Source organism: Nonomuraea wenchangensis (genome assembly GCF_900111685.1).
In the GTDB taxonomy this organism is placed as follows: domain Bacteria; phylum Actinomycetota; class Actinomycetes; order Streptosporangiales; family Streptosporangiaceae; genus Nonomuraea; species Nonomuraea wenchangensis.
The window spans coordinates 228741-249595 of sequence record NZ_FOHX01000015.1; the positions used below are offsets into that span (position 1 = coordinate 228741).

Annotated in this window: 25 protein-coding genes; 15 read left to right on the top strand and 10 right to left on the bottom strand. The window is 70.5% G+C overall.

Annotated elements, in window-relative coordinates; all coding sequences use genetic code 11:
• Positions 1 to 304 precede the first annotated feature (304 nt).
• Together BMW85_RS35650 and BMW85_RS35655 are read left to right on the top strand one after the other, a co-directional pair.
• Positions 305 to 508, top strand: a complete 204-nt coding sequence (locus BMW85_RS35650) for a DUF3696 domain-containing protein (protein ID WP_281249646.1) — start codon at positions 305 to 307, stop codon at positions 506 to 508.
• 32 nt (positions 509 to 540) lie between these two features.
• Positions 541 to 981 carry a hypothetical protein gene (locus tag BMW85_RS35655; RefSeq protein WP_091090588.1) on the top strand — a complete coding sequence of 147 codons (441 nt, stop codon included), beginning with the start codon at positions 541 to 543 and terminating at the stop codon, positions 979 to 981.
• Positions 982 to 1203: 222 nt separating this feature from the next.
• On the opposite strand, the gene BMW85_RS35660 is transcribed toward BMW85_RS35655, so the two are convergent.
• From BMW85_RS35660 to BMW85_RS35675, 4 genes are all read right to left on the bottom strand, one after another.
• Positions 1204 to 1533: a hypothetical protein gene (locus tag BMW85_RS35660; protein ID WP_143082517.1), complete on the bottom strand. Its 330-nt coding sequence runs from the start codon at positions 1531 to 1533 to the stop codon at positions 1204 to 1206.
• A complete protein-coding gene (locus BMW85_RS35665; protein ID WP_245775251.1) occupies positions 1530 to 1709 on the bottom strand; it encodes a hypothetical protein in 180 nt (59 codons plus the stop codon). Before BMW85_RS35665 ends, BMW85_RS35660 begins: the two co-directional genes overlap by 4 nt.
• A 232-nt stretch (positions 1710 to 1941) precedes the next feature.
• Positions 1942 to 3120, bottom strand: a complete 1179-nt coding sequence (locus BMW85_RS35670) for a helix-turn-helix domain-containing protein (protein WP_091090516.1) — start codon at positions 3118 to 3120, stop codon at positions 1942 to 1944.
• Complete coding sequence (locus BMW85_RS35675; RefSeq protein ID WP_245775252.1) at positions 3098 to 3757, bottom strand: HAD family hydrolase; 660 nt, start codon at positions 3755 to 3757, stop codon at positions 3098 to 3100. The genes BMW85_RS35670 and BMW85_RS35675 overlap by 23 nt, the downstream gene beginning before the upstream one ends.
• 360 nt (positions 3758 to 4117) lie before the next feature.
• Here BMW85_RS35675 and BMW85_RS35685 point away from each other — a divergent pair, with 360 nt between their 5' ends.
• Positions 4118 to 4597: a hypothetical protein gene (locus tag BMW85_RS35685; protein WP_245775253.1), complete on the top strand. Its 480-nt coding sequence runs from the start codon at positions 4118 to 4120 to the stop codon at positions 4595 to 4597.
• Here BMW85_RS35685 and BMW85_RS35690 read toward each other — a convergent pair.
• The 3 genes from BMW85_RS35690 to BMW85_RS35700 are packed head-to-tail and all read right to left on the bottom strand — an operon-like array spanning position 4560 to position 8108.
• On the bottom strand, positions 4560 to 5483 hold the full coding sequence (locus BMW85_RS35690; RefSeq protein ID WP_091090524.1) for a carbohydrate ABC transporter permease: 924 nt from the start codon (positions 5481 to 5483) through the stop codon (positions 4560 to 4562). The two genes, BMW85_RS35685 and BMW85_RS35690, sit on opposite strands and share 38 nt — an antisense overlap.
• The gene (locus tag BMW85_RS35695; protein WP_091090526.1) at positions 5480 to 6454 is read right to left on the bottom strand and encodes an ABC transporter permease; all 975 of its coding nucleotides are present in this window, start codon (positions 6452 to 6454) and stop codon (positions 5480 to 5482) included. The genes BMW85_RS35690 and BMW85_RS35695 overlap by 4 nt, the downstream gene beginning before the upstream one ends.
• Positions 6455 to 6464: 10 nt before the next feature.
• On the bottom strand, positions 6465 to 8108 hold the full coding sequence (locus tag BMW85_RS35700; RefSeq protein ID WP_091090528.1) for an extracellular solute-binding protein: 1644 nt from the start codon (positions 8106 to 8108) through the stop codon (positions 6465 to 6467).
• Positions 8109 to 8293: 185 nt separating this feature from the next.
• On the opposite strand from BMW85_RS35700, the gene BMW85_RS35705 reads away from it, so the two are divergent.
• The 12 genes from BMW85_RS35705 (at position 8294) to BMW85_RS35760 (ending at position 17588) form a co-directional block, all read left to right on the top strand.
• Positions 8294 to 9520, top strand: coding sequence for an ROK family transcriptional regulator (locus BMW85_RS35705; protein WP_091090530.1), 1227 nt, complete (start codon positions 8294 to 8296; stop codon positions 9518 to 9520).
• Positions 9521 to 9619: 99 nt separating this feature from the next.
• Entirely contained in the window at positions 9620 to 12391 is a 2772-nt protein-coding gene (locus BMW85_RS35710) for a glycoside hydrolase family 3 protein (RefSeq protein ID WP_091090533.1), read from the top strand.
• A complete protein-coding gene (locus BMW85_RS35715; RefSeq protein WP_091090535.1) occupies positions 12388 to 13392 on the top strand; it encodes a LacI family DNA-binding transcriptional regulator in 1005 nt (334 codons plus the stop codon). Before BMW85_RS35710 ends, BMW85_RS35715 begins: the two co-directional genes overlap by 4 nt.
• Positions 13393 to 13535: 143 nt before the next feature.
• A complete protein-coding gene (gene gvpJ / locus BMW85_RS35720; RefSeq protein ID WP_091090538.1) occupies positions 13536 to 13970 on the top strand; it encodes a gas vesicle protein GvpJ in 435 nt (144 codons plus the stop codon).
• Positions 13971 to 13977: 7 nt separating this feature from the next.
• Positions 13978 to 14778: a GvpL/GvpF family gas vesicle protein gene (locus tag BMW85_RS35725; protein ID WP_091090539.1), complete on the top strand. Its 801-nt coding sequence runs from the start codon at positions 13978 to 13980 to the stop codon at positions 14776 to 14778.
• 3 nt (positions 14779 to 14781) lie between these two features.
• Positions 14782 to 15006 (top strand): gas vesicle protein GvpG, encoded by a 225-nt coding sequence (locus BMW85_RS35730; RefSeq protein WP_091090542.1) that lies wholly within the window; start codon positions 14782 to 14784, stop codon positions 15004 to 15006.
• A gap of 2 nt (positions 15007 to 15008) precedes the next feature.
• Complete coding sequence (locus tag BMW85_RS35735) at positions 15009 to 15308, top strand: gas vesicle protein GvpO (protein ID WP_091090543.1); 300 nt, start codon at positions 15009 to 15011, stop codon at positions 15306 to 15308.
• A 13-nt stretch (positions 15309 to 15321) separates the two neighbouring features.
• The gene (gvpJ, locus tag BMW85_RS35740) at positions 15322 to 15660 is read left to right on the top strand and encodes a gas vesicle protein GvpJ (RefSeq protein ID WP_091090546.1); all 339 of its coding nucleotides are present in this window, start codon (positions 15322 to 15324) and stop codon (positions 15658 to 15660) included.
• Positions 15653 to 16429, top strand: a complete 777-nt coding sequence (locus BMW85_RS35745; RefSeq protein ID WP_091090548.1) for a GvpL/GvpF family gas vesicle protein — start codon at positions 15653 to 15655, stop codon at positions 16427 to 16429. Before gvpJ (BMW85_RS35740) ends, BMW85_RS35745 begins: the two co-directional genes overlap by 8 nt.
• A complete protein-coding gene (locus BMW85_RS35750; protein ID WP_245775254.1) occupies positions 16426 to 16644 on the top strand; it encodes a gas vesicle protein in 219 nt (72 codons plus the stop codon). Before BMW85_RS35745 ends, BMW85_RS35750 begins: the two co-directional genes overlap by 4 nt.
• Positions 16641 to 16931, top strand: coding sequence for a gas vesicle protein K (locus BMW85_RS35755; protein WP_091090551.1), 291 nt, complete (start codon positions 16641 to 16643; stop codon positions 16929 to 16931). Before BMW85_RS35750 ends, BMW85_RS35755 begins: the two co-directional genes overlap by 4 nt.
• Before the next feature lie 27 nt (positions 16932 to 16958).
• Positions 16959 to 17588: a TetR/AcrR family transcriptional regulator gene (locus BMW85_RS35760; RefSeq protein ID WP_091090553.1), complete on the top strand. Its 630-nt coding sequence runs from the start codon at positions 16959 to 16961 to the stop codon at positions 17586 to 17588.
• Here the strand turns inward: BMW85_RS35760 and BMW85_RS35765 are convergent.
• The 3 genes from BMW85_RS35765 to BMW85_RS35775 form a co-directional block, all read right to left on the bottom strand.
• On the bottom strand, positions 17569 to 18099 hold the full coding sequence (locus tag BMW85_RS35765) for a GNAT family N-acetyltransferase (protein ID WP_091090555.1): 531 nt from the start codon (positions 18097 to 18099) through the stop codon (positions 17569 to 17571). The genes BMW85_RS35760 and BMW85_RS35765 overlap by 20 nt on opposite strands.
• A 92-nt stretch (positions 18100 to 18191) precedes the next feature.
• Complete coding sequence (locus tag BMW85_RS49950; protein WP_177241051.1) at positions 18192 to 19436, bottom strand: hypothetical protein; 1245 nt, start codon at positions 19434 to 19436, stop codon at positions 18192 to 18194.
• A gap of 231 nt (positions 19437 to 19667) precedes the next feature.
• Positions 19668 to 20855 (bottom strand): ATP-binding protein (locus BMW85_RS35775; RefSeq protein WP_143082518.1); only part of this gene is annotated, 1188 nt, incomplete at its 5' end.

The window sequence follows — 20855 nt, forward strand, 5'->3', positions numbered from 1 at the left end:
CGGGGGTCGCGGCTCCGCCCCGATCCCCGGGCGAGAGGGCTTCCAGCCCTCTCGCGCTCTCCCGGATGACCGGCCACCAGACGCGCTGGGCCAGGAATTATGCCGCCTTATGACCCAGGACGTGCCCTCGGCGTCGGCAACGTAAGGCTTTGACCGCCTCTCATGCTGACGAGATCGGTGACTTGCCCGGCTCATGACCACTAAAGTGCCTGCTGGGAATGCTATGGCGCTCGGCGTGGGCCGCTGGAGAGACGAAGGTCGATGATCACATATCTCAGGCTGCAGAATTTCAAGGCTTGGGCGGATAGCGGAAAGACTCGAGCCTGAGGACTGCCTGCTCTACTTCTGTCAGACGGATGGCGCCGCATCCACGATCGACAGGCTCGACCTCGATCCCTTCGGTAACATCACGAACTGGCCCGACGATTTCTTCGGCAACCCATTCGAGGAAGCCGCCGCCATGAACCGCGCGGCACGTAACCGAGCGAATGATGAGAAAACCGGTTGAACCACCCGTCTCGTGTCGTCATCGACACCAATGTGCTGATCGTCGCCAATGGCAAGGCCGATCACGTGGGCTCCGGCTGCATGAACTCGGCAGCCGAGTTCCTGGAGCACGCCGAGAGCCGCGCAGTTGTCGTTCTCGACAGCTCTTGGCAGATCTTCGAAGAGTACGAGAGATATTGCTCGTTCAAGGGGCAGCCCGGGCTCGGCGACCACTTCTTCCTTCACCTGCACCGTCGGCAGGCAGACCCGCGCCGTGTCCAGAAGGTCCACATAACCCCTGACGGCGACGGCTCCTACGAGGAGATCCCTGACGGTTTACGGACCTTTGACCCATCCGACCACAAGTTCGTGGCGACGGTCATAGCGGACGAGCGTAAATCTGTGATCGTCAATTGCGCAGACTCGGACTGGCGGCAGGCCGCGCAGGAACTGACACAAAATCACATTGTGGTCATAGAAATCTGCGGCAGCTGACGCACGGGCCACGCCCCCACGAACCCTCGTTCGGCTTCAACGGCTCCGACCGCCACCACTCCCATTCTCCACTTGCACCCCGCCTGAGGAGCGACCCCAGAAAGGCCCTGGAACTCTTTCGCCTCGGATAGATCTTACGGGGGGCGGCCTGAACCCCTGGGTGTCCGTCAGGCCGCCCGAGGCCCCGCCGGCTGGGGTCGACATCCTGACCGGCGAGGCGGCTCATTGGGCCTGGCCGGCGAGCAGGCGGCGCCACCATTCGAGCGCTTCCCCGCGCCGCCACCGCTGGACCGTCCAGGACACGGGCGGCACGCCCCGGCGAGGAAGGGTGCGGCGGCGGATCTGGTAGACGCCGCCGCAGGCGACCAGCTCGTAGGCGGTCATGCGGCAGGAGCAGGTGTACGCGACGACCCGGCCGGGCGCGAGGCCCTGCCCGATCCACCGCAGCGCCGTACGCTCCGGGCGTGGCGCGGCCGGATGCGGCGAAATGCCTGGACAGTCCTCCTCCGCGAGGGCATCAGGTAGAGCGAGAACGACGGCGGACGCGGTCACCGGGCCATCCATAGGGATGGGCGAGTCCGCTCAGCAATGCTCTCCTGCTCCGCGATGGCCTGGCACAGCTTCACCAGGTCGTCGGCGTCGACCGTACGGTGCGCGCCCGCGTCCTCGACGGTCTGGGAGAACGGCCGCTCACGCGTCGCCCAGAACCGTCCGGCGTCACTGCGCATGATCCGCCATCCCGCGAACACCGGACGATCGGCGGCTGCATCCCTGTCGTGTGTCATGGGTCAGGACCACCATCCTGATCAGGGACCCGTCGGCGATGTAGGGCATCGGTGGCGGGTCCGCTTCAGCAGGCAGTGGTTTCGAGGCTCCTACCTGCGTCACCGGCTTGGACGACCCCAATCCTGATGCGCAGAGTAAACGTCAAATGACACACCGTGTGTCACGCGAGAGTTGTCAGGACAAGCCAAGCCATTCGGCGAAGCCGCACAGTTCATCACTGCTGGCGCGGTGGAGGCGCAGGAGCGTCTCGACGTCCTCGCGTACCCAGCGGTGCTCGCGCGTGTGTTGGGGCGCGATCCGGCGTGCGCTTCTCAACGCGTCGAAGGCGGCGTCTCTCATGCCGGCCCAAAGTCGGGCACGCGCCAATTCGATGAAGAAGCCACTCTGGCGTTCGGCGGGCATGCTGGACGGTGGCGCCCAGGTGTCCCCGATGTCGAGAGCAGGCCGCAGATGGCCGTCGCCGAGGCTGACGGCGAACGAGACCTCATGAATGCGCACCGAGTCCGGCCCGAAGGCCGTCCCGTAATAAATGCCCTCGGGGACGATGCCGCCGAGCCGCTGAGCCTCGACCTGATGGCTCAAGGCGTCTTCCACCTGACCGGCGCGGGCCGCGACGACGGCAGCGCGCATGTGCAGCGACCCCAGTACGCCCGTGTACTGGAGACTCGTTTCCTCACGCGTGCGAAGGCGGTCGATTTCGCATTCGAGGGCCCGGAGTCCCGCCCCGTAGGTGTGCGTGGCGAAGAAGACTTCGGTCCGTACGTAAGCCGCTGACGCCGCGAGCAGCGGGTCATCCACGAGCATGGAGGTTCGGCGCATCAGGTCGATCAGCCGGGCCGACAGGTCCAGGTAGCCGTACTTGTAGGCGACTGCGTCGGCCGCGCGGTACGAGGTGACCAACAGCGGTGCGAGAGCAGATGCCGTCCGAAGTCCTCGAACGAGCTCCCTGATCAGCTCTGGAAGCACGTAAGACAGCCGGACGTACTGGGATTCCAAGCGCCACCGGACCGCTTCGCGTACGGCGACTTGCAGCTCAGGCAGGGGGCGCACTGGACCCTCGTCGGGGAAGTCGCAGGTGGTGATCACCTGACGCAGGAGGGGGATCGTGCCGTGGACCCGACTGTCTGTGCGGTTGGTGCCATGCAGAAGCCGCGACGGATCGATACCAAGGGCCGCGGCGATGGCATCGAGAACTGTGTCGCCCGGGTTTCGGCTTCCCTGTTCCAGCTTGCGGATCATGCTGAGGGAGACGTTCGCTGCCCGTGCGAGATCGCTCTGAGTCATGCGGCGCGTGCTGCGGATCGCCGCGATGCGATCTCCCGCGCCTGCGCTATTTTTCCTCGCCGAGGGCATCAGGGCTCCGTCCGGTCAGCTCCAGGAGAGCGGGAAGGTCTGTGAGCCCGTTGATTCGCAGGTCGGCAGGTACGGCCGGGTCGTCGCCCCAGAGAAGCCCCCACGGCCCCCGTCGGATGAGGCAGGTGACGAGGCCCGCCGCCTTCGCTGGAATGACATCGTTCACAGGATGATCGCCGACGTAGAGCGTTTCCCTGGGGGCCACGCCGGCGAGCTTGATGACGCGGTCGAAGAAGGCGGTATCCGGCTTGGCCACCCCCCATTCCGCCGAGGTGGCAATGGCGTCAGCGGGAAGGCGCAGGCCGCGCAGCAGTTCGCCGACCTTGGCTGTCTGGTTCCCGGCGATGCAGACGCGTAGGCTCATGTCCTGCAGGGCCTGAAGTCCATCCCGCACGTCGGGGTACAGGTCGGTGTCGTCCAGAAACTCACCCCGACCGGCGTTCTCGCGATCCCTGTACGCCGCCTGGAGGTCGATGCCGGGGCGGATCATACGGAGCGCTTCGGCGTTGTCCAAGCCCAACGCCGTCACCGCGCCGACGAGCGCCGACATCGTGTGGCGGGATACCCCGAGCCAGTCAGCCCATGACCCCCAATACCGATCGTCGCTGACCAGCGTCTCGCCGATGTCGAACACCACAGACCGGACCACGTCGACAGCGTAAGCCGCTTGACTGCCCTCATGCGGGTGTCTTCACGACTGAGCTTCAGAACGGCTCCCGACGGCGCCCGGCCGATCTTCACTCCTGCGGAATTGAGTGCGTTCCTGTCGGGTGCCCGTCGGGGCGAGTTTGACGTGTGACTGCTTCTGCCGATGAATCCTCGAACCTGACCCGCGCCGCCTCGTACGCGGCCCCCGCGCCCGGCCGGCTCATGATCTCGGCCCTCTTGCCGGCCCAGGACGTGTGTTCTCCCATGACATCCGCCCTTCGTCCGTCACAGCAATAGCACGAGCGTAACGCGGGGAGCCCCGGGTAGCGGCCCGGGCATGCATACGCTCGTGAGAGGTCTGATCGCGGGAGCGGCCGGGACCAGCGCGCTCAACGCCGTCACCTACCTCGACATGGCGATCCGCGCCCGCCCCGCCAGCAGCACCCCCCAGCAGGCCGTGGACAAGATGGCGGACCTGGTCGATGTGGACCTCGGGGAGGGGGAGCAGGCGGACAGCCGCAGGGAGGCGCTGGGCTCGCTGCTCGGCTACGGCACCGGCGCCGGGGCGGCGCTCTGTTTCGGGCTCGCGGCCGAGCGGTGGCGGCCGTCGTGGCCGGTCGGGGTGCTGGCGCTCACCGCACTGGCCATGGTGGGCTCCAACGCCCCGCTGACGCTGCTCGGCACCACCGACCCGCGCTCGTGGTCGGCCACCGACTGGATCTCGGACGTCGTGCCGCACCTGGCGTACGGCGTCACCGCCTACGCCGCCCACCGCCTGCTGAGCACGAGCGTCACCCCTTCACGGCGCCGACGATCACGCCCTTGGTGAAGTGCCGCTGGACGAAGGGGTAGATGATCAGGGCGGGCAGCACCGCGATCACCACGATCGCCATCTTGATGGCCAGCGTCGGCGGGGCGTCCCCGGTGACCCCGGCCGTCGCCGCCGGCAGCGGGTTGGAGTCGACGACGTACTGGCGCAGGATCAGCGCGAGCGGCCACCTGCGGGTGTCGTCGATGTAGAGCATGGCGTTGAACCACGCGTTCCAGTAGCCGACGGCGTAGAACATCGAGACGACGGCCGTCACCGCCTTCGACATGGGCAGCACGATCCGCCACAGGATGCGCCACTCGCCGGCCCCGTCGATGCGGGCGCTGTCCAGCACCTCGCCGGGGATGTTCATGAAGAACGAGCGCAGCACCACCACGTTGAACGCCGAGACGGCCGTCGGCAGGATCAGCGACCAGTAGCTGTCCTTCAGCCCGAGCCCGCTCACCATCAAATAGACAGGGATGATCCCGGGGAAGAAGACGAACATCAGCAGGATGCTGAACAGCAGCGGCCGGTGCAGGAAGGAGCCGGGGCGCGACAGCGAGTACGCCCCCAGCACGCTCACCCCGGTGCTGATCAGCGTCCCCGCGAGGGTCACCCCCGTGCTCACCAGCACGGCCCGGCTGACCACGGTGTCGGAGAAGATCTGCCGGTACGCCTCCAGGGTGATGCCGTCCGGCACCAGCACCAGCCCGCCGGCCCGGTTCACGGTGGCGGCGGGGCTGAGGCTGGTCAGGACGATCGTGTAGAGCGGGCCGAGCACGGCGAGCACGATCAGCGTGACGATCGTGCCCTTGCCGAGCTGCCCGGCGGGGGAGGGCCGCTCCTCCCAGGGAGCCAGCCGGGCCGGCCGCCGCCGCCCCGGCCGGGAGGTCAGAGTGGTCATGATCGCGAGTACACCCCTCGTTCGCCGAGCGCGTGCGCCATCCGGTTCGCCGCGAGGATCAGCAGCAGCCCGACCAGCCCCTTGAACAGGCCGGCCGCCGCCCCGTACCCCAGGTCACCGGTACGCAGCCCCGACCAGTACACGAACGTGTCGAACACCTCCGACGCCCCGCTGCCGACCGCGCTGCGTTGCAGCATGAACTGCTCGAAGCCGACGTTGAGCGCGTCACCGAGCCGCAGGATGAGCAGCAGCACGATCACCGGGCGCAGGCCGGGCAGCGTGATGTGCCAGAGGCGCCGCCAGCGGCGGGCGCCGTCCACGGCGGCGGCCTCGTACAGGTTGGGGTCGATGGTGCTGAGCGCGGCCAGGAAGATGATCGCTCCCCAGCCGGCGTCCTTCCAGATGGTCTGGGTGGTGATGAGCAGGATGAACGTGTCGGAGTTCGTCATCCAGTCCACGCCTTCGTGGCCGCGTTCGCGCAGGAGCTGGGCGAGCAGCCCGGCCCCGCCGAACATCTGCTGGAAGATGGCGACGACCAGCACCCAGGAGAAGAAGTACGGCATGTAGACCACGCCCTGCACGAACGCCCGCAGCCGGGCCGAGACGATGCTGTGCAGCAGCAGCGCCAGCATGATCGGCACGGGGAAGTAGAAGACGAGCTGGAAGGCGGTGATCGACAGCGTGTTGAGCATCGCGCGCAGGAACTGGGGGTCCTGGAAGAGCAGCGCGAAGTTGGTGAAGCCGATGACGGGGCTGCCCAGGACGCCGCCGGTGTAGGGGTTGTAGTCCTGGAAAGCGATGATGTTGCCGAGCGCCGGCACCCACCAGAAGGCGAGCACCAGCAGCAGCATCGGCAGGTTCATGAGCAGCAGCGACCGGTCGCGTCGCAGCTTGGCCCGCCAGGTGAGCTTGTGCTCGTCCCGCTGCGGGGGGCTTTCCACGTTGATCGGCCGTGCGGTCATCACGCCCACGCCGGGCCCCTCACAGCCGCCCGTTCTCGCGCGCGACCTTCATGTAGAACTCGCGCGCCTCGTTGCCGCCCTGGTCCTGCCACTCCTTGAGGATCTTCGGCCACTCGGAGATCGGGCGCTTGCCGCGGAAGATCTCCTGCATCTTGTCCTCGGTGGGGGTGACGAGACCCGCCATCTTGGACGGCGTCTCGACCCTGAGACCCACGAAGGGGTCGGCCTCCAGCAGCGTGGCGGCCTGCGTCTCCCAGTCGTGGAGCGCCTGGACCAGGCCCTCGTACTGGCTCTTCTCGTTGGCGCTGGGCCGGCCGGACAGGAACATGTAGGTGGGCGCGACCTCCTTGCGGCCGAGCGCGGTCTGCTTGATCTTGCCGTTCTCGACCGTGTAGTGCTTGCCCTCGACGCCGTTGAAGACCAGCTCGTACTCCTGGGTGCCGAAGGGCGCGGAGGTCCAGTTGGCGAGCGAGATGAGCTCGCGGGTCCGCGCGTCGCCGAGGCCCTTCTTGATGAAGGCGAACATGCTGGCGGGCTCGTTGCGCCACACGATGGTCCGGCCGCCGGCCTGGGCCGGGTAGGGGGCGACGATCTGCTGGTCGAACTTGGGGTTGTCGGCCTGGAAGCGGCCCAGGTTCTCGTGCCAGGAGCCGAGGCCGTCGCGGTAGATCACCATCTGGCCGCTGCCGAAGATGCCCTTGTTGTCGGCGTCCTTGTTGGCCACGATGTCGGGGTGCACGTGACCGGCCGCGAAGAGCTTGACCATGAACTCGATGGCGGCGGCCCATTCGGGGGTCTCGTACTTGTACTCCAGAGTGCCGTCGGCCTTCTTGCGCCACTCGCGGGGCGCGCCGAAGGCCCGCTGCATCTCCTGCTCCATGCCGCCGCCGAAGGCCCAGCGCTTCTTCTTCGGGTCGGTGATGGCCTTGCCGAGGGCGAGCAGGTCGTCGCCGCTCTTCGGCTGCTCCAGGCCCAGCTCCTTCAGGATGTCCTGGCGGACGAAGGTGGCGAACGGGAACGGATCGTTCTGCCAGGGGATGCCCTGGAGCACGCCGCCGAAGACGCTGTACTGCCAGGCGGCGGTGTCGTAGTTGGCGAGGAGCGGGAACTCCTTGGCCTTGTCCCCGGCGAGGTAGGGCGACAGGTCGGCGAAGAGCTTGTTGGCGGCCTCGGTGAAGTGCGCGATCTTGATGAGCTCCCACTGCGGCACGCACACCATCTCGGGCACGTCGCCGCTGGCCAGCAGCGTGCTGAGCTTCTGACCGTAGGTGTTGCCGTCGGAGATGTTGAAGCGTACGGGGCCGCCGAGGCGCTCGTTGACGATGTCGTAGTAGGAGTTGTCGCCGAGGCCGGGCGGCACGGTGCCCCACAGCGGCGTCATCGCGGTCACCTCCTTGCCGCTGGTGAGCGGCTTGGTGGTGACGGCCTGCACCATGGTGGCGGGGCGGCTCAGGAAGCCGGGCGCGACGAACTCGCTGCCGGGCAGGTCGGGCTTGAGCCCGGGGATCTCGAAGGGGACCCGCGTCGGCACCAGGCTCTTCAGCTTGTCGGCCGCGACGGCGGTGCCCTTGGACGCCGACTGCTTCTCGGCGCAGCCGGCGACCAGGATGCTCGCGCCGACGAGGCCGAGGAAACCGCGGCGGGTCGTGGGGGTTGATGGCATGGCTCGTCCCTTCGACGGACGGGAGGGGCCCGAGGAAAATCAGCCTCGAAGTTAGTTGGTATTCCGACCAAACAAATTAGTAGACTGTGAGCGCGGCCACAAGGGACCGGAGCGGTCACAGGTTGGTGAAGGAGGCCCACGATGCGGCATGCTTGGGTCATCTCATGGCGGGAACGGGGCTGATATTGATCACTTCTACGACCGGCCCGCAGCCGGCCGACTTCGCCGACGTACGGGCCACCAATCTCGCGGTCGTGCTGCGGTTCGTCCGTGAGCACGCGCCCTGCTCGCGGGCCGACATCGCGGCCTCCACCGGCCTCAACAAGGCGACCGTGTCCAGCCTGGTGGCCGACCTCATCGACCGCCGCCTGGTCCGCGAGACCGGGCTCACCGAGAACCGCGTCGGCCGCCCCGCCACCATGCTCGTCCTCGACGGCTCCCCCTACGCCGCCATCGGGGTGGAGATCAACGTCGACCACGTCTCGGCCGTGGCCACCGACCTCGCGGGGGAGCGGCTGCTCACCTGGCGGCGCTCGTTCTCGGCCGGCGACTCGGTCAACCAGGGGGTGGCGAGCGTCGGCGCGATCGTCCGGCGGGTGATCAACCGCATGGCCAAGGAGGAGCGCCAGGTGCTCGGCCTCGCCGTGGCGGTGCCGGGGCTGGTCGACGTGCAGGGCACCGTACGCCTGGCGCCCAACCTCGGCTGGCGCGACGCCGACCTCGGCGGCGACCTCGCCAAGGCGCTGCGCGACCCCGGCTTCCCGATCCAGGTGGACAACGACGCCAACCTCGCCGCCCTGGCCGAGCAGCGCTTCGGCGCGCACGCCGGCGCGGCCGACCTCGTCTACCTGACCGGGGAGATCGGCGTCGGCGCGGGCATCATCCTCGACGGCCGGCTGCGCAGGGGCGGCCTCGGCTACAGCGGCGAGATCGGCCACGTCCAGCTCGACCCCGACGGCCCGCCGTGCCACTGCGGGCGGCGCGGCTGCCTGGAGGCGATGGCCGGCATCGGGTCCGTGCTGCGCGGGATCCCGGCGCCCGCCGAGCTCCACCCCGCCGAGATCCAGATCGAGATCGAGGAGGTCGTACGGCTGGCCCGCGCGGGCAATGCCGGCACACTCGCCACGCTGTCGGCGGCCGGGCGGAGCCTGGGCCGGGGCGTGTCCATCCTGGCCAACCTGCTCGATCCCGAGGTGGTCGTGCTCGGCGGCCACTACGTCCCGCTCGCGCCCTGGCTGCTGCCGGCCGTGCACGCCGAGCTGGGCCACCGGGTGCTCGCCCCCGACGCGGGCGGCTGCCGGGTCGTGGCCTCGACGCTCGGTCAGGACGCCGCCGCGCTGGGGGGCGCGGCCCGGGTGCTCGACTCCGTCGACTCGGGAAGATTGCCCGGAGGATTGTCGCGAATCCCTTGACCTTGGTCACGCGGAAGTGCACCCTTCAGTCAACCCACCGAAATGTCCGCGTAACTTCCCCAGGCCGGTCGTCGAAGCGCTTCGACACTCTTTCGAGGGATGACCATGCACGAACCCCCCTTCCGAGACCCGTCGGCCCCCCTGACCGACCGGATCGACGATCTGGCGCGCAGGCTCACGCTCGCGGAGAAGGTCGGTCTGCTCCACCAGTACCAGGCGCCGGTCGAGCGGCTGGGCCTCGGCCCGTTCCGCACCGGCACCGAGGCGCTGCACGGGCTCGCGTGGCTGGGGCCGGCCACGGTCTTCCCGCAGGCGGTCGGCCTGGCCTCCACCTGGGACCTCGACCTCGTACGCCGGGTCGGCGAGGCCACCGGCGAGGAGGTCGTGGCCTTCCACCACAAGGACCCGGCCGGGGCCGGGCTCAACGTCTGGGCCCCGGTGGTCAACCCGCTGCGGGACCCGCGCTGGGGCCGGAACGAGGAAGGCTACTCGGAGGACCCCTGGCTGACCGGCGTCATGGGAGCGGCTTACGCGCACGGCCTTCGTGGGAGCGCTCCCGAAAGGCTCAGGACCGCCCCCACGCTCAAGCACTTCCTCGCCTACAACAACGAGACCGACCGCTGCACCACCTCCAGCGGCCTGCCGCCGCGCGTGCTGCACGAGTACGAGCTGCCCGCCTTCCGCCCGGCCGTCGAGCAGGGCGCGGCCGTGGCCGTCATGCCCTCCTACAACCTGGTCAACGGCCGGCCCGCGCACCTCAGCCCGCTCATCAACGAGCTCCTGCGCGCCTGGGCGCCGGACGAGCTGCTGGTCGTCAGCGACGCGTACGCCCCCGGCAACCTCACCGGCATCCAGGGCTTCCACGACACGCCCGCCGAGGCGTACGCGCACGCCGTCAAGGCCGGACTGGACAGCTTCACCCAGGACGACGACCGCCCCGAGACCACCCTCGCCCACCTGCGCGCCGCCCTCGACCAGGGCCTGCTGGCCGAGTCCGACGTGGACACGGCGGTGCGGCACGTGCTGTCGATCAGGTTCAGGCTCGGCGAGTTCGACCCGGCCACGCCGTACGACGAGATCACCGACGGCGTGGTCAACTGCCCCGAGCACCAGGCGCTGGCCAGGGAGGCGGCCCGCCGCTCGATCGTGCTGCTGCGCAACGACGGCCTGCTGCCGCTCTCCGGCCGCCCCCGGATCGCGGTCATCGGGCAGCTCGGCGACACCCTCATGGAGGACTGGTACAGCGGCACCCTGCCCTACTCCGTCACCGCCCGCGCCGGGTTGGCCGAGCGCGGCGAGACGGTCTTCTGCGAGGCCGTGGACAGGGTGACGTTCACCGCGGAGTCCGGCCCGGTCAGCGCCGACCCCGCAGGGGGGCCGCTCAGCGCCGGAGCGGCGGAGACGGGCGCGTTCGACCTGTTCGACTGGGGCGGAGGGGCCTACGCCCTGCGCTCGGTCACCACCGGCCGCTACGTCTCCGTCAACGACGGCACCCTCGTCAACGACCAGCCCGGGCCGAACGGGTGGGAGGTGCGCGAGACGTTCCGCATGGAGGAGCGCCCGCGCGGCACGCTCGCCCTGCGCCACATCTCGACCGGCTGCTACGTCGGCGCCGCCGGCGACGGCGTCCTGCGCCTGGTGGACGACGCCGACCAGGCCGTCTGGCTGGCCATGGACGTGGTGCGCAGCGGCGTCGAGCAGGCCGCCGCGCTCGCCGCTGCGGCCGACGTGGCGGTCGTCGTGGTCGGCGACCACCCCCTGGTCAACGGCCGCGAGACCGAGGACCGCCTGACCCTGGCCCTCGCCCCCGCCCAGAACGCCGTGCTCACCGCCGTGCGCAAGGCCAACCCGCGCACCGTCATGGTCATCACCAGCGGCTACCCGCTCACCTGGACCGACGACGAGGTCCCGGCCGTGCTGTGGTCGGCGCACGGTGGCCAGGAGTACGGCCACGCCCTGGCCGAGGTGCTGTTCGGCGACGCCGACCCCGAGGGCCGCCTCACCCAGACCTGGTACCGCTCCGAGCAGGAGCTGCCCGACCTGCTCGACTACGACATCATCGCCTCCGACGCCACCTACCTGTACTTCCGCGGCACCCCGCTGCACCCCTTCGGCCACGGCCTCAGCTACACCACCTTCGACTACGCCGACCTGCGCGTGTCCGTCGAGGACGGCACGGTCACGGCGCAGGCGACGGTGACCAACACCGGCGACCGGCCCGGCGTCGAGGTCGTGCAGTTCTACACCCACCAGCAGCGCTCCCGCGTCAAGCAGCCGCTGCGCCGGCTGCGCGGCTTCGAGAAGGTACGCCTGGAGCCCGGCGAGAGCCGCGCCGTCACGCTCTCCCTGCCGGTCGCCGAGCTGGCCTTCTGGGACGTCACCCGCGACCGGTTCGTCGTGGAGCGCGCCCCGCACCAGCTCATGGTCGGCCGCAGCGCCACCGACCTGCGGCTGAGCGCCCGCTTCGAGGTGGACGGCGAGGTCGTCCCGCCCCAGCGGGGCCCGCTGCGCGCCGCCGCCCACGACGAGTACGACGCCGTCACGTTCACGGCCGAGACCCGGCAGGCCGGCGACGCCGTACGCGCCGACGCCGAGGGCGCCTGGATCCTGTTCCGCCAGGTGGACCTCACCGGCGTGCGGAGCTGCGTGGCCACGGCCGGCGGCGCGGAGGGCGGCATGATCACCCTGCGCCGCGGCGACCCGCTCTACGGCCAGGAGCTCGCGACCTTCCCCGTCCCCCGGACAGACCGGTACGACCACCACGCCATCACCTCCTCCCTTGCGCCCGCCGACGGAGTGCACGATCTTTATGTCGTGTTCGAGAACGACGGCGTGCGGCTGGTCCGGCTCGACTTCGGAGCCGGGGCTTGAGCCGGCGCACCGTCACCATCTCCGAGGTCGCCAAACACGCGGGCGTGGCGGTGAGCACGGTGTCGTACGTGCTCAGCGGCAAACGCACGATCTCGGCCGACACCCGGCGGCGGGTGCTCGACAGCATCAACGCGCTCGGCTACCACCCCAACGCCGGCGCCCGCGCGCTGGCCAGCAAACGGTCCAACGTGATCGCCCTGGTGCTGCCGCTGCGGGCCGGCATGCACGTGCCGGTGCTGATGCGCTTCGCCAGCGCGGTCGTCACCGCCGCCCGCCGCTTCGACCACGACGTGCTGCTGCTGACCGCCGACGAGGGCACGGCCGGCATCCGCCGGGTGGCGGCGAGCGCGCTGGTGGACGCGCTGGTCCTCATGGACGTCGAGCTGGACGACCGTCGTGTCCCGCTGCTGCGCGAGCTGGCCGAGCCGAGCGTGCTCATCGGCTTCCCCGCCCGCCCGGCCGGGCTGACCTGCGTGGACCTCGACTTCCACGCGGCCGGCGCGCGCTGCGCCGAGCACCTGGCCGAACGCGGCCACCAGGAGATCGCGCTGCTCGGCGCGCCCTCGGTGGTCTACGACCGGGGCACCGGCTTCGCCACCCGCACCCGCGACGGCTTCGCGGCCGCGGTGGCCGACCTCGGGCTGAAGGGCGTGGCGCTGCCCTGTGAGGAGACCTTCGACGAGGTCTACGAGACCGTACGCGACCTGCTGCTCGACCACCCCGGCCTGTCCGGCGTGGTCGTGCACAACGAGGCCGCGGTCAGCCACGTGCTGGCCGCGCTGCGCCAGCTCGGCCGCCGGGTGCCGCAGGACATGGCGGTCGTCGCGATCTGCCCGGAGGACGTGGCCGAGCGGGCGAGCCCGCCGCTGACCTCGGTGCTGATCCCGGCCGAGGAGGTGGGCCGGGAGGCGGTGCGGCTGGTCATGGACAAGCTGGAGGGCCGCGTGGTCCCCGACTCGACGCTGCTGGCCCCGTTGCTGGCCGTACGTAGCAGCACCTGACGCGGGGCGTTCAGCCTCCGGTCAAGGCTGCCCGATATCTCGCCATATGGCGTTGGCTGTCGCCTGCCGCTGGGGAAGTCGGCTGTGGCGGGCCGCCGTCGTCCTCCCGAGGGGAGGGCCGGCCGCGGCGGGAGGGGAAAGCCATGACCACGTCAGTGCAGCCGGCCGGCGGCGGCGGGCAGATGAGCGGCGGCAAGTCGTCCTCGTCGGGCCTGGCCGACGTCATCGACACGATTCTCGACAAGGGTCTCGTGATCGACGCGTACGTCCGGGTCTCCCTTGTGGGCATCGAGATCCTGACCATCGACGCCCGGGTCGTCATCGCCAGCGTCGACACCTATCTCCGCTTCGCCGAGGCCGTGAACCGGCTCGACCTGACGAAGACCGAGAAGGGCCTGCCGGAGGCGGTCGCCCAGGTCACGGGCGGGCAGTCCGCCGAGGCCGGCCCCGCCGACGAGCACAAGGAAGTGATCCAGGGCGTGCTGGAGTCGGCCCGCGAGGAGCCCGCCGACCCCGCCGTCCAGGCGGCGAAGCAACAGGAGCGGCAGTCGGAGACCCGCGTCGAGCGAGAGGACTGACAGGGAAATGTCACGACCGGCCAAGGCGCGGGGCGCGCCCGAGCAGGACACCGAGGTCACCCTCGGCGTGTACGTCTACGGCATCGTGCCCGCGGGCACGAAGGTGCCGCCGGACGAGCACGGCCTCGGCGACCCGGCCGGCGAGGTGCGCCTCATCCGCCACGGCGACATCGGCGCCCTCGTCAGCGAGGTGGACGTCGACCAGCCGATCGGCCGGCCCGGCGACTTCCTCGCCCACGAGCGGCTGCTCGACGCCGTCTCCCGCAAGGGCGCGGTGCTGCCGTTCCGCTTCGGCTCGGTGCTCACGAACGAGGACGCCGTCGCAGAGGAGCTGCTCGCGCCGCACCACGACGACTTCCTCGCCGCGCTCCAGGAGCTGGAGGGCTGCGCCGAGTACATCGTCAAGGGCCGCTACGTCGAGGACGCCCTCATGAGCGAGATCCTCGCCGAGAACCCGGAGGCGGCGAGCCTGCGCGAGGCCATCCGCGGCACCTCCGAGGACGCCACCAGGAACGAGCGCATCCGGCTCGGCGAGATCATCGCGGGCAGCGTCGAGGCCAAGCGCGACCTGGACACGAGCACCCTGCTCGACGCCCTGGAGGGCTGCTACGCGCAGGCGGTCATCAGGGAGCCGTCACACGAGCAGGACGCGGTCAACCTCGCCCTGCTCATGCGCACCGGCGAGCAGGAGACCCTGGAGCAGCGGCTCGGCGAGTTCGCCGAGCGCTGGGCCGGGCGGGTGAACGTGCGGCTGCTCGGGCCGCTGGCGCCGTACGACTTCGTCGTCGCGCAGGCGGCGGAGGAGTGAGACGTGAATCTGTTCGTCGAGCTGCTCCTCCTGCCGATCGCGCCGGTGCGGTTCGTGATCAAGCTCGGCGAGGTCATCCAGGACCAGGCGGAGCAGCAGATGAGGAGCCCCGTCGCGATCCGGCGGCAGTTGGAGGAGATCGACGCGGCCCTGGAGGCCGGGCAGATCTCGGAGGAGGAGCACGACGAGGCCGTGACCCTCGTGCTCCGCAGAGCCACTGGAAGGTGACCATGCCCGACATCGATGAGCAGCGGGCCGCGGGCACGCTGAGCGCGGCCACGGCCGGCGAGGCGGCGCTGCGCCTCATCGCCGACCTCACGACCAAGGAGACCGAGGGGGTGACCGCGGTCACCCCGGCCCAGGACGGCTGGATCGTCAGCGTGGAGGTCGTCGAGGACCGCCGGATCCCCTCCACCGGCGACATCCTCGCGCTCTACCAGGTCGAGATCGACGAGGAGGGGAACTTGCTGGCATACAAGAGGCTGCGCCGCTACCGGCGAGGCAGCAGCGACAACGGGGAGAACGCATGAGCGCGGGCGTGACGTGGACACGGTAGCGAACCGCGGGCCGGTCGCCCGCCCCTCGTACGGGCCGGCCTCGTCCGGCCACGAGGCGGCCAACCTGGGCGACATCCTGGAGCGGGTGCTCGACCGGGGCATCGTCATCGCCGGCGACATCCGGGTCAACCTGCTCGACATCGAGCTGCTGACGATCAAGCTGCGGCTGGTCATCGCCTCCGTGGACACCGCGAGGGAGCTCGGCATCGACTGGTGGAAGCACGATCCCTTCCTGACCGGCAGGGACCGGGAGCTGGTCGACGAGAACCGCCGGCTGCGCCGCCGCCTCGCGGCCATCGAGGACCGGACGGCGATCGATGAGTGACACGGGGACCTACCTGTACGCGGTCGCCCGCGACGAGGTGGCCGCCTGCCCGCCGGGTGTGGCGGACGCCGACGTGCGCACGATCGTGCGCGGCGGGCTGGTCGCGTACGTGAGCAGCGTGCCCATGGAACGCTTCGGCGAGGAGCCGCTGCGCCGCTCGCTGGAGGACATGGACTGGCTGGCCGGCACCGCCCGCGCCCACCACCGCGTGGTGGACGCCGTCGCCGCGGCCACCGCAACCGCGCCCGTGCGGCTGGTCACCGTCTACGACGGCGACGAGCAGGTGAGCGACCTGCTGGAGCGCCGGGCCGGTGACTTCGCCGAGGTGCTGGCGCAGGTCACCGGGCGCAGGGAATGGGGGGTCAAGGCGTTCGTCGACCCCGCGTCGGAGGAGCGGCCGGACGAGCGGTCCGGCCGGGACGGCTGCGAGCAGGCGGGCAAGCCGGGCAAGCCGGGCACCGCCTACCTCCAGCGGCGGCGGGCGAACCTGCGCGGGCGCGAGCAGAACAGGCGGCAGGCGCTGGCGCGGGCCGAGCACATCCACGCCGCGCTCGCCACGGTCGCCGTCGCCAGCCGCCGGCACCGCCCGCAGGATCCGCGCCTGTCGGGGCGGGCGGACTGGATGCTGCTCAACGGGGCCTATCTGGTGGACGAGGGCCGGGTGGCGGAGTTCGCCGGCCTGGCGGAGGAGCTGGGCGGCGGAGGGATCGAGGTGACGGTGACGGGGCCGTGGGCGCCGTACTCGTTCACGGTGATGGAGACCCGGTGACGGACTGGCCGGCGCGGGGGGTGTCCGCCGACGAGATCATCCTGAGCGACCGGCTGCCGGCCGAGCGGGTCTCGCTCGTGGACCTGCTGGACCGGCTGCTCGCCGGCGGGGTCGTCCTGAGCGGCGACATCATCCTGTCCATCGCGGACATCGACCTGGTGTGCATCTCGCTGCGGACGGTCCTCGCCTCCGCCGACACCCTGGAGGACGCGTGAGCGAGGAGGGCGCCCGCTGGCGCATCGCCGCCGACCCGGACACGGTCCAGCGTGACCTGTCCCGCCTGGTCCTCACCATCGTCGAGCTGGTGCGCCAGCTCGTCGAGCGCCAGTGCGTACGCAGGATGGACGCGGGCAACCTGACCGACGAGCAGGTGGAGGCCCTGGGGGTGACGCTGATGCGCCTGGAGGAGGCCATGGGGGACCTGTGCGAGCGCTTCGAGCTGACCCCGGCCGACCTCAACCTCGACCTCGGCCCGCTCGGCACCCTCCTGCCGACCGAGTGACCTCCGCACGAGTGGTACGAATTACTCATGCGAGTAACCTCCGGCGGACACACCTTCACGGGGGCGGCGCGGCGCGCGCAGATCGTGGCCGCCACCATCGACACGATCGCCGAGCTCGGCTACAACCAGGCCAGCTTCGCCAGGATCGCCGCGCGGGCGGGGCTGAGCAGCACGCGGCTGATCTCGTACCACTTCGCCGGCAAGGACGAGCTGATGGCGGCCGTGCTGGCTGAGGTGCTGGGGGAGCTGAGCCGGCACATGACCGAGCAGGTGGGCGCGGCCCCCGACGCACGGGGGCGGCTGCGGGCGTACATCACCGGGCTGGTCGGGTTCGTCGCCGGGCACCGGGCGCGGATGAAGGCGGTCATGGAGATCTTCCTGCATCCCCGGGGGGAGCGCGCCTTCTACGGCCCCGAGCAGGACGGCGACACGCTCCGGCACCTGGAGGCCATCCTGCGGGACGGGCAGGAACGCGGTGAGTTCCGCCCGTTCGACACCTTCGTCATGGCCGCGGCGATCCAGCGGAGCATCGACGGTCTGCCGTTCCTGCTCCAGACCCGGCCCGAGCTGGACCTGGAGGTCTACGCGCGGGAGCTGGCCACCGCCTTCGACCTGGCGACCCGGGCGCCTGCCGGTCTCACACCATCTCCACCGTGACGGCCCAGCGCTCGTGGTCGCGCCAGGCGCCGTTGATGAGCTGGAAGTTCGGCGAGAAGCCCTCGCGCTGGAAACCGGCCCGCTTGGCCACGTTGAGCGAGGCGGTGTTGTCCGGCTGGATGTTGGCCTCCAGCCGGTGCAGCCCCAGCTCCTCGAAGGCGTACGCGACCAGCAGCCGCAGTCCCTCGGTCATGTAGCCGCGGCCGGTCGTCGAGGCGTAGGCGGCGTAGCCGACGGTGCCGGCCTGGTGGGTGCCGCGGATGATGTTGTTGACGTTGATCCGGCCGGCGATCCCGCCGGTGTCGAGCCGGCAGATCACGAAACCCTCGTGCGCGCCGCCCTCGAACCGGCCGAGGTAGGACTCGAACTCCTCGTGCGTGATGACCGGCCGGCCGGGCAGCCACGGGCCGTGCAGGTCGAGACTCTCCCTGTTCAGCGCCACGATCTCGGCCGCGTCCTCCATGACGAGGTGACGGAGGCCGACCCGGTCGGCGTACGCGAGATAGCTCACTCGCCCGATCGTCCGCGTCTGCCCGCCCGGAAAAGGCGGACGCCCCTCGCGGATGGTCCGCGAGGGGCGTCGCCGGGTGTCCGGACGGGTGGTTACCAGTCGCCGCCGCCGAAGTCGCCGCCGCCGAAGTCGCCTCCGCCACCGAAGTCGCCCCAGCCGCCGAAGTCGCCGCCACCGCCGCCGAGGTCGCCACCGCCGCCGTCGGCGTAGCCCTCCGCGTAGCCGGCGCCGTAGCCGCCGTGGCCGAAGCCGCCGAGCATGCTGCCCATCATGGTGCCGATGAACATGCCGGTCATCACGTCGCCGAAGCCGCCGTAGTAGCCGGAGGCGTAGGGCTGGTAGGCCGGGCCCGCGTCGTAGTAGGGGCGGCGCTGGCCGTCGACCATGACCTCACGCATCTGCGGGTCGAAGCCGCGCTCCACGGCCTCGGCGTCGGCCCGGCAGGCGGGCACGTCGCGGACGGCGCCGCCGGGCGGGGCCCAGCGCACGTCGCGAACGGACGGGCCGTGCTGCGGGTTGAAGAAGCAGGGGGCGCGCCGCTCGGGCACCGGCTCGTTGTTGACCTTGGCCTTGACCACGGCCAGCGCGTAGCGGCCGTCCTCAAGGGTCTGGGTGACCTCGCGCACCTGGTCGGCCCGCTCCACCGTGGCGAGCTGGGTCTTGGCCTTCTCGTAGGAGTCGAGCGCGGTCTCCCACTCCTGGATGTGCTGACCGCCCTCGCCGGCGAGCTTGACGTCGGTGTCGAGGGTGGTGATCTCCTCGCCGAGCTTGGTGACGTCCTCGTCGACGGTCTGCTTGACCGCGGCGAGGTCCTTGGCGTCCTGGATGGCCTGCTTCTTCTTCTTGTTCCTGGAGTAGAGGAAGTAGCCGCCGCCGCCGACCAGGGCCAGCGTGCCGAGACCGACCAGCGCGGCGGTGCCGCCGGCGCCGGGGTTGGCCTGGCTGCCCGAGTTGAGCGCGGAGCGGTCGCCGGACAGGGCGAGGTCGACGCGGTGGGCGAAGTCCTTGAACCCGTCGACGACGTCGGAGTTGGCGCTGGTGGCGCGGTTGGACAACTGGGCCGCGAGGTTTTGGGGCATGGCGGTGGACGCCACGAACATCGTCATGCCGTCGAGCACCACGACGGTGGCGCTGGGCCGCCCCGCGCTCTTCAGCGCCGAGGTGAGCTGGCTGGTGTAGGAAGCGACGTTGCTCTGGTCGATCGTGCCGTCGGGCAACGCCACGGCATAGATCTTGCTGTCGGCCCCCTTCAGCGCGTCATTGATCTCGCTCTGCTGGTCGGACGTCAAAGGGGAGCCGGACTCCGTGTAGAGCGGCGCCTTCTTCCAGTGGGACACAACCGTCTGAGCATCAGGGGGAGCCGCCGCGTTGGCGGCAGGGGACAGCGCAAGAACGACGAATAGACCGGCGATCAGAGCCGCGATCGCGGCCCCTGCTCGGCGCAGCGAATGGGTCATTGGCAGCAAGCCTCCTTCGCCCATGAGGACGAACGGGCGGTCGGCAAAGTTCCTCACCGTTCACGCTACCGGATCTGTCCGCGGCGCTCGGGCCTCCGAGCGACCCGGCCGTCAGGCGTCCTTGATCTCGCAGATCACGGCGCCGGAGGTGACCGTCTGCCCGATGGCCGCCGCCAGGCCGGTGACCGTGCCGGACTTGTGCGCGGTGAGCGGCTGCTCCATCTTCATGGCCTCAAGCACCACGATCGTGTCGCCCTCGGCCACGGTGTCGCCGTCGGCGGCCACCACCTTGACGATCGTGCCTTGCATCGGGCTGACCAGGGTGTCACCGCCGGCGGCGGGCTTGCGGGCCCCGGCGCGCCCGCGCTTCTGGGGCGCCTTGTTCGCCGAGGGCGTAGCGGAAGCGGCGCCGAGCCCGGCCGGCAGGAGGACCTCCAGCCGCTTGCCGCCGACCTCCACGGTCACCCGCTCGAACGCCGCCTCCTCGGCCGTGGCCACCGTCCCCTGGTACGGCTCGACCGTGTTGTCCCACTCGGTCTCGATCCACCGGGTGTGGACGGAGAACGGCTCCCCGGTGAACGCCGGATCCGTCACGACGGCCCGGTGGAAGGGCAGCACGGTCGGCATCCCGTCGATCTCGAACTCCGCGAGCGCCCGCCGGGCCCGGTCGAGCGCCTCGCGCCGGTCGCGCCCGGTGACGACGAGCTTGGCCACGAGCGAGTCGAACGCCCCCGGCACCGTCATCCCCGCCTCGTAGCCGGCGTCCAGGCGCACGCCGGGACCGGCCGGCGCGCGCATCGAGGTGAGCGTGCCCGGCGCGGGCAGGAAGCCCCGGCCGGGGTCCTCGGCGTTGATCCGGAACTCGATGGAGTGGCCGCGCAGCGGCGGGTCGTCGTAGCCGAGCGGCTCGCCGGCGGCGATGCGGAACATCTCGCGGACCAGGTCGACGCCGGCGACCTCCTCGGTGACCGGGTGCTCGACCTGGAGGCGGGTGTTGACCTCCAGGAAGGAGACGGTGCCGTCCTGGCCGACCAGGAACTCGCAGGTGCCGGCGCCGACGTAGCCGGCCTCGCGCAGGATGGCCTTGGACGACTCGCGCAGCAGCCTTTCCTGCTCGGGGGTGAGGAACGGGGCCGGGGCCTCCTCCACCAGCTTCTGGTGGCGGCGCTGCAGCGAGCAGTCGCGGGTGGAGACCACGACGACGTTGCCGTGGGCGTCGGCCAGGCACTGCGTCTCGACGTGGCGGGGCCGGTCGAGGTAGCGCTCGACGAAGCACTCGCCGCGCCCGAACGCGGCCAC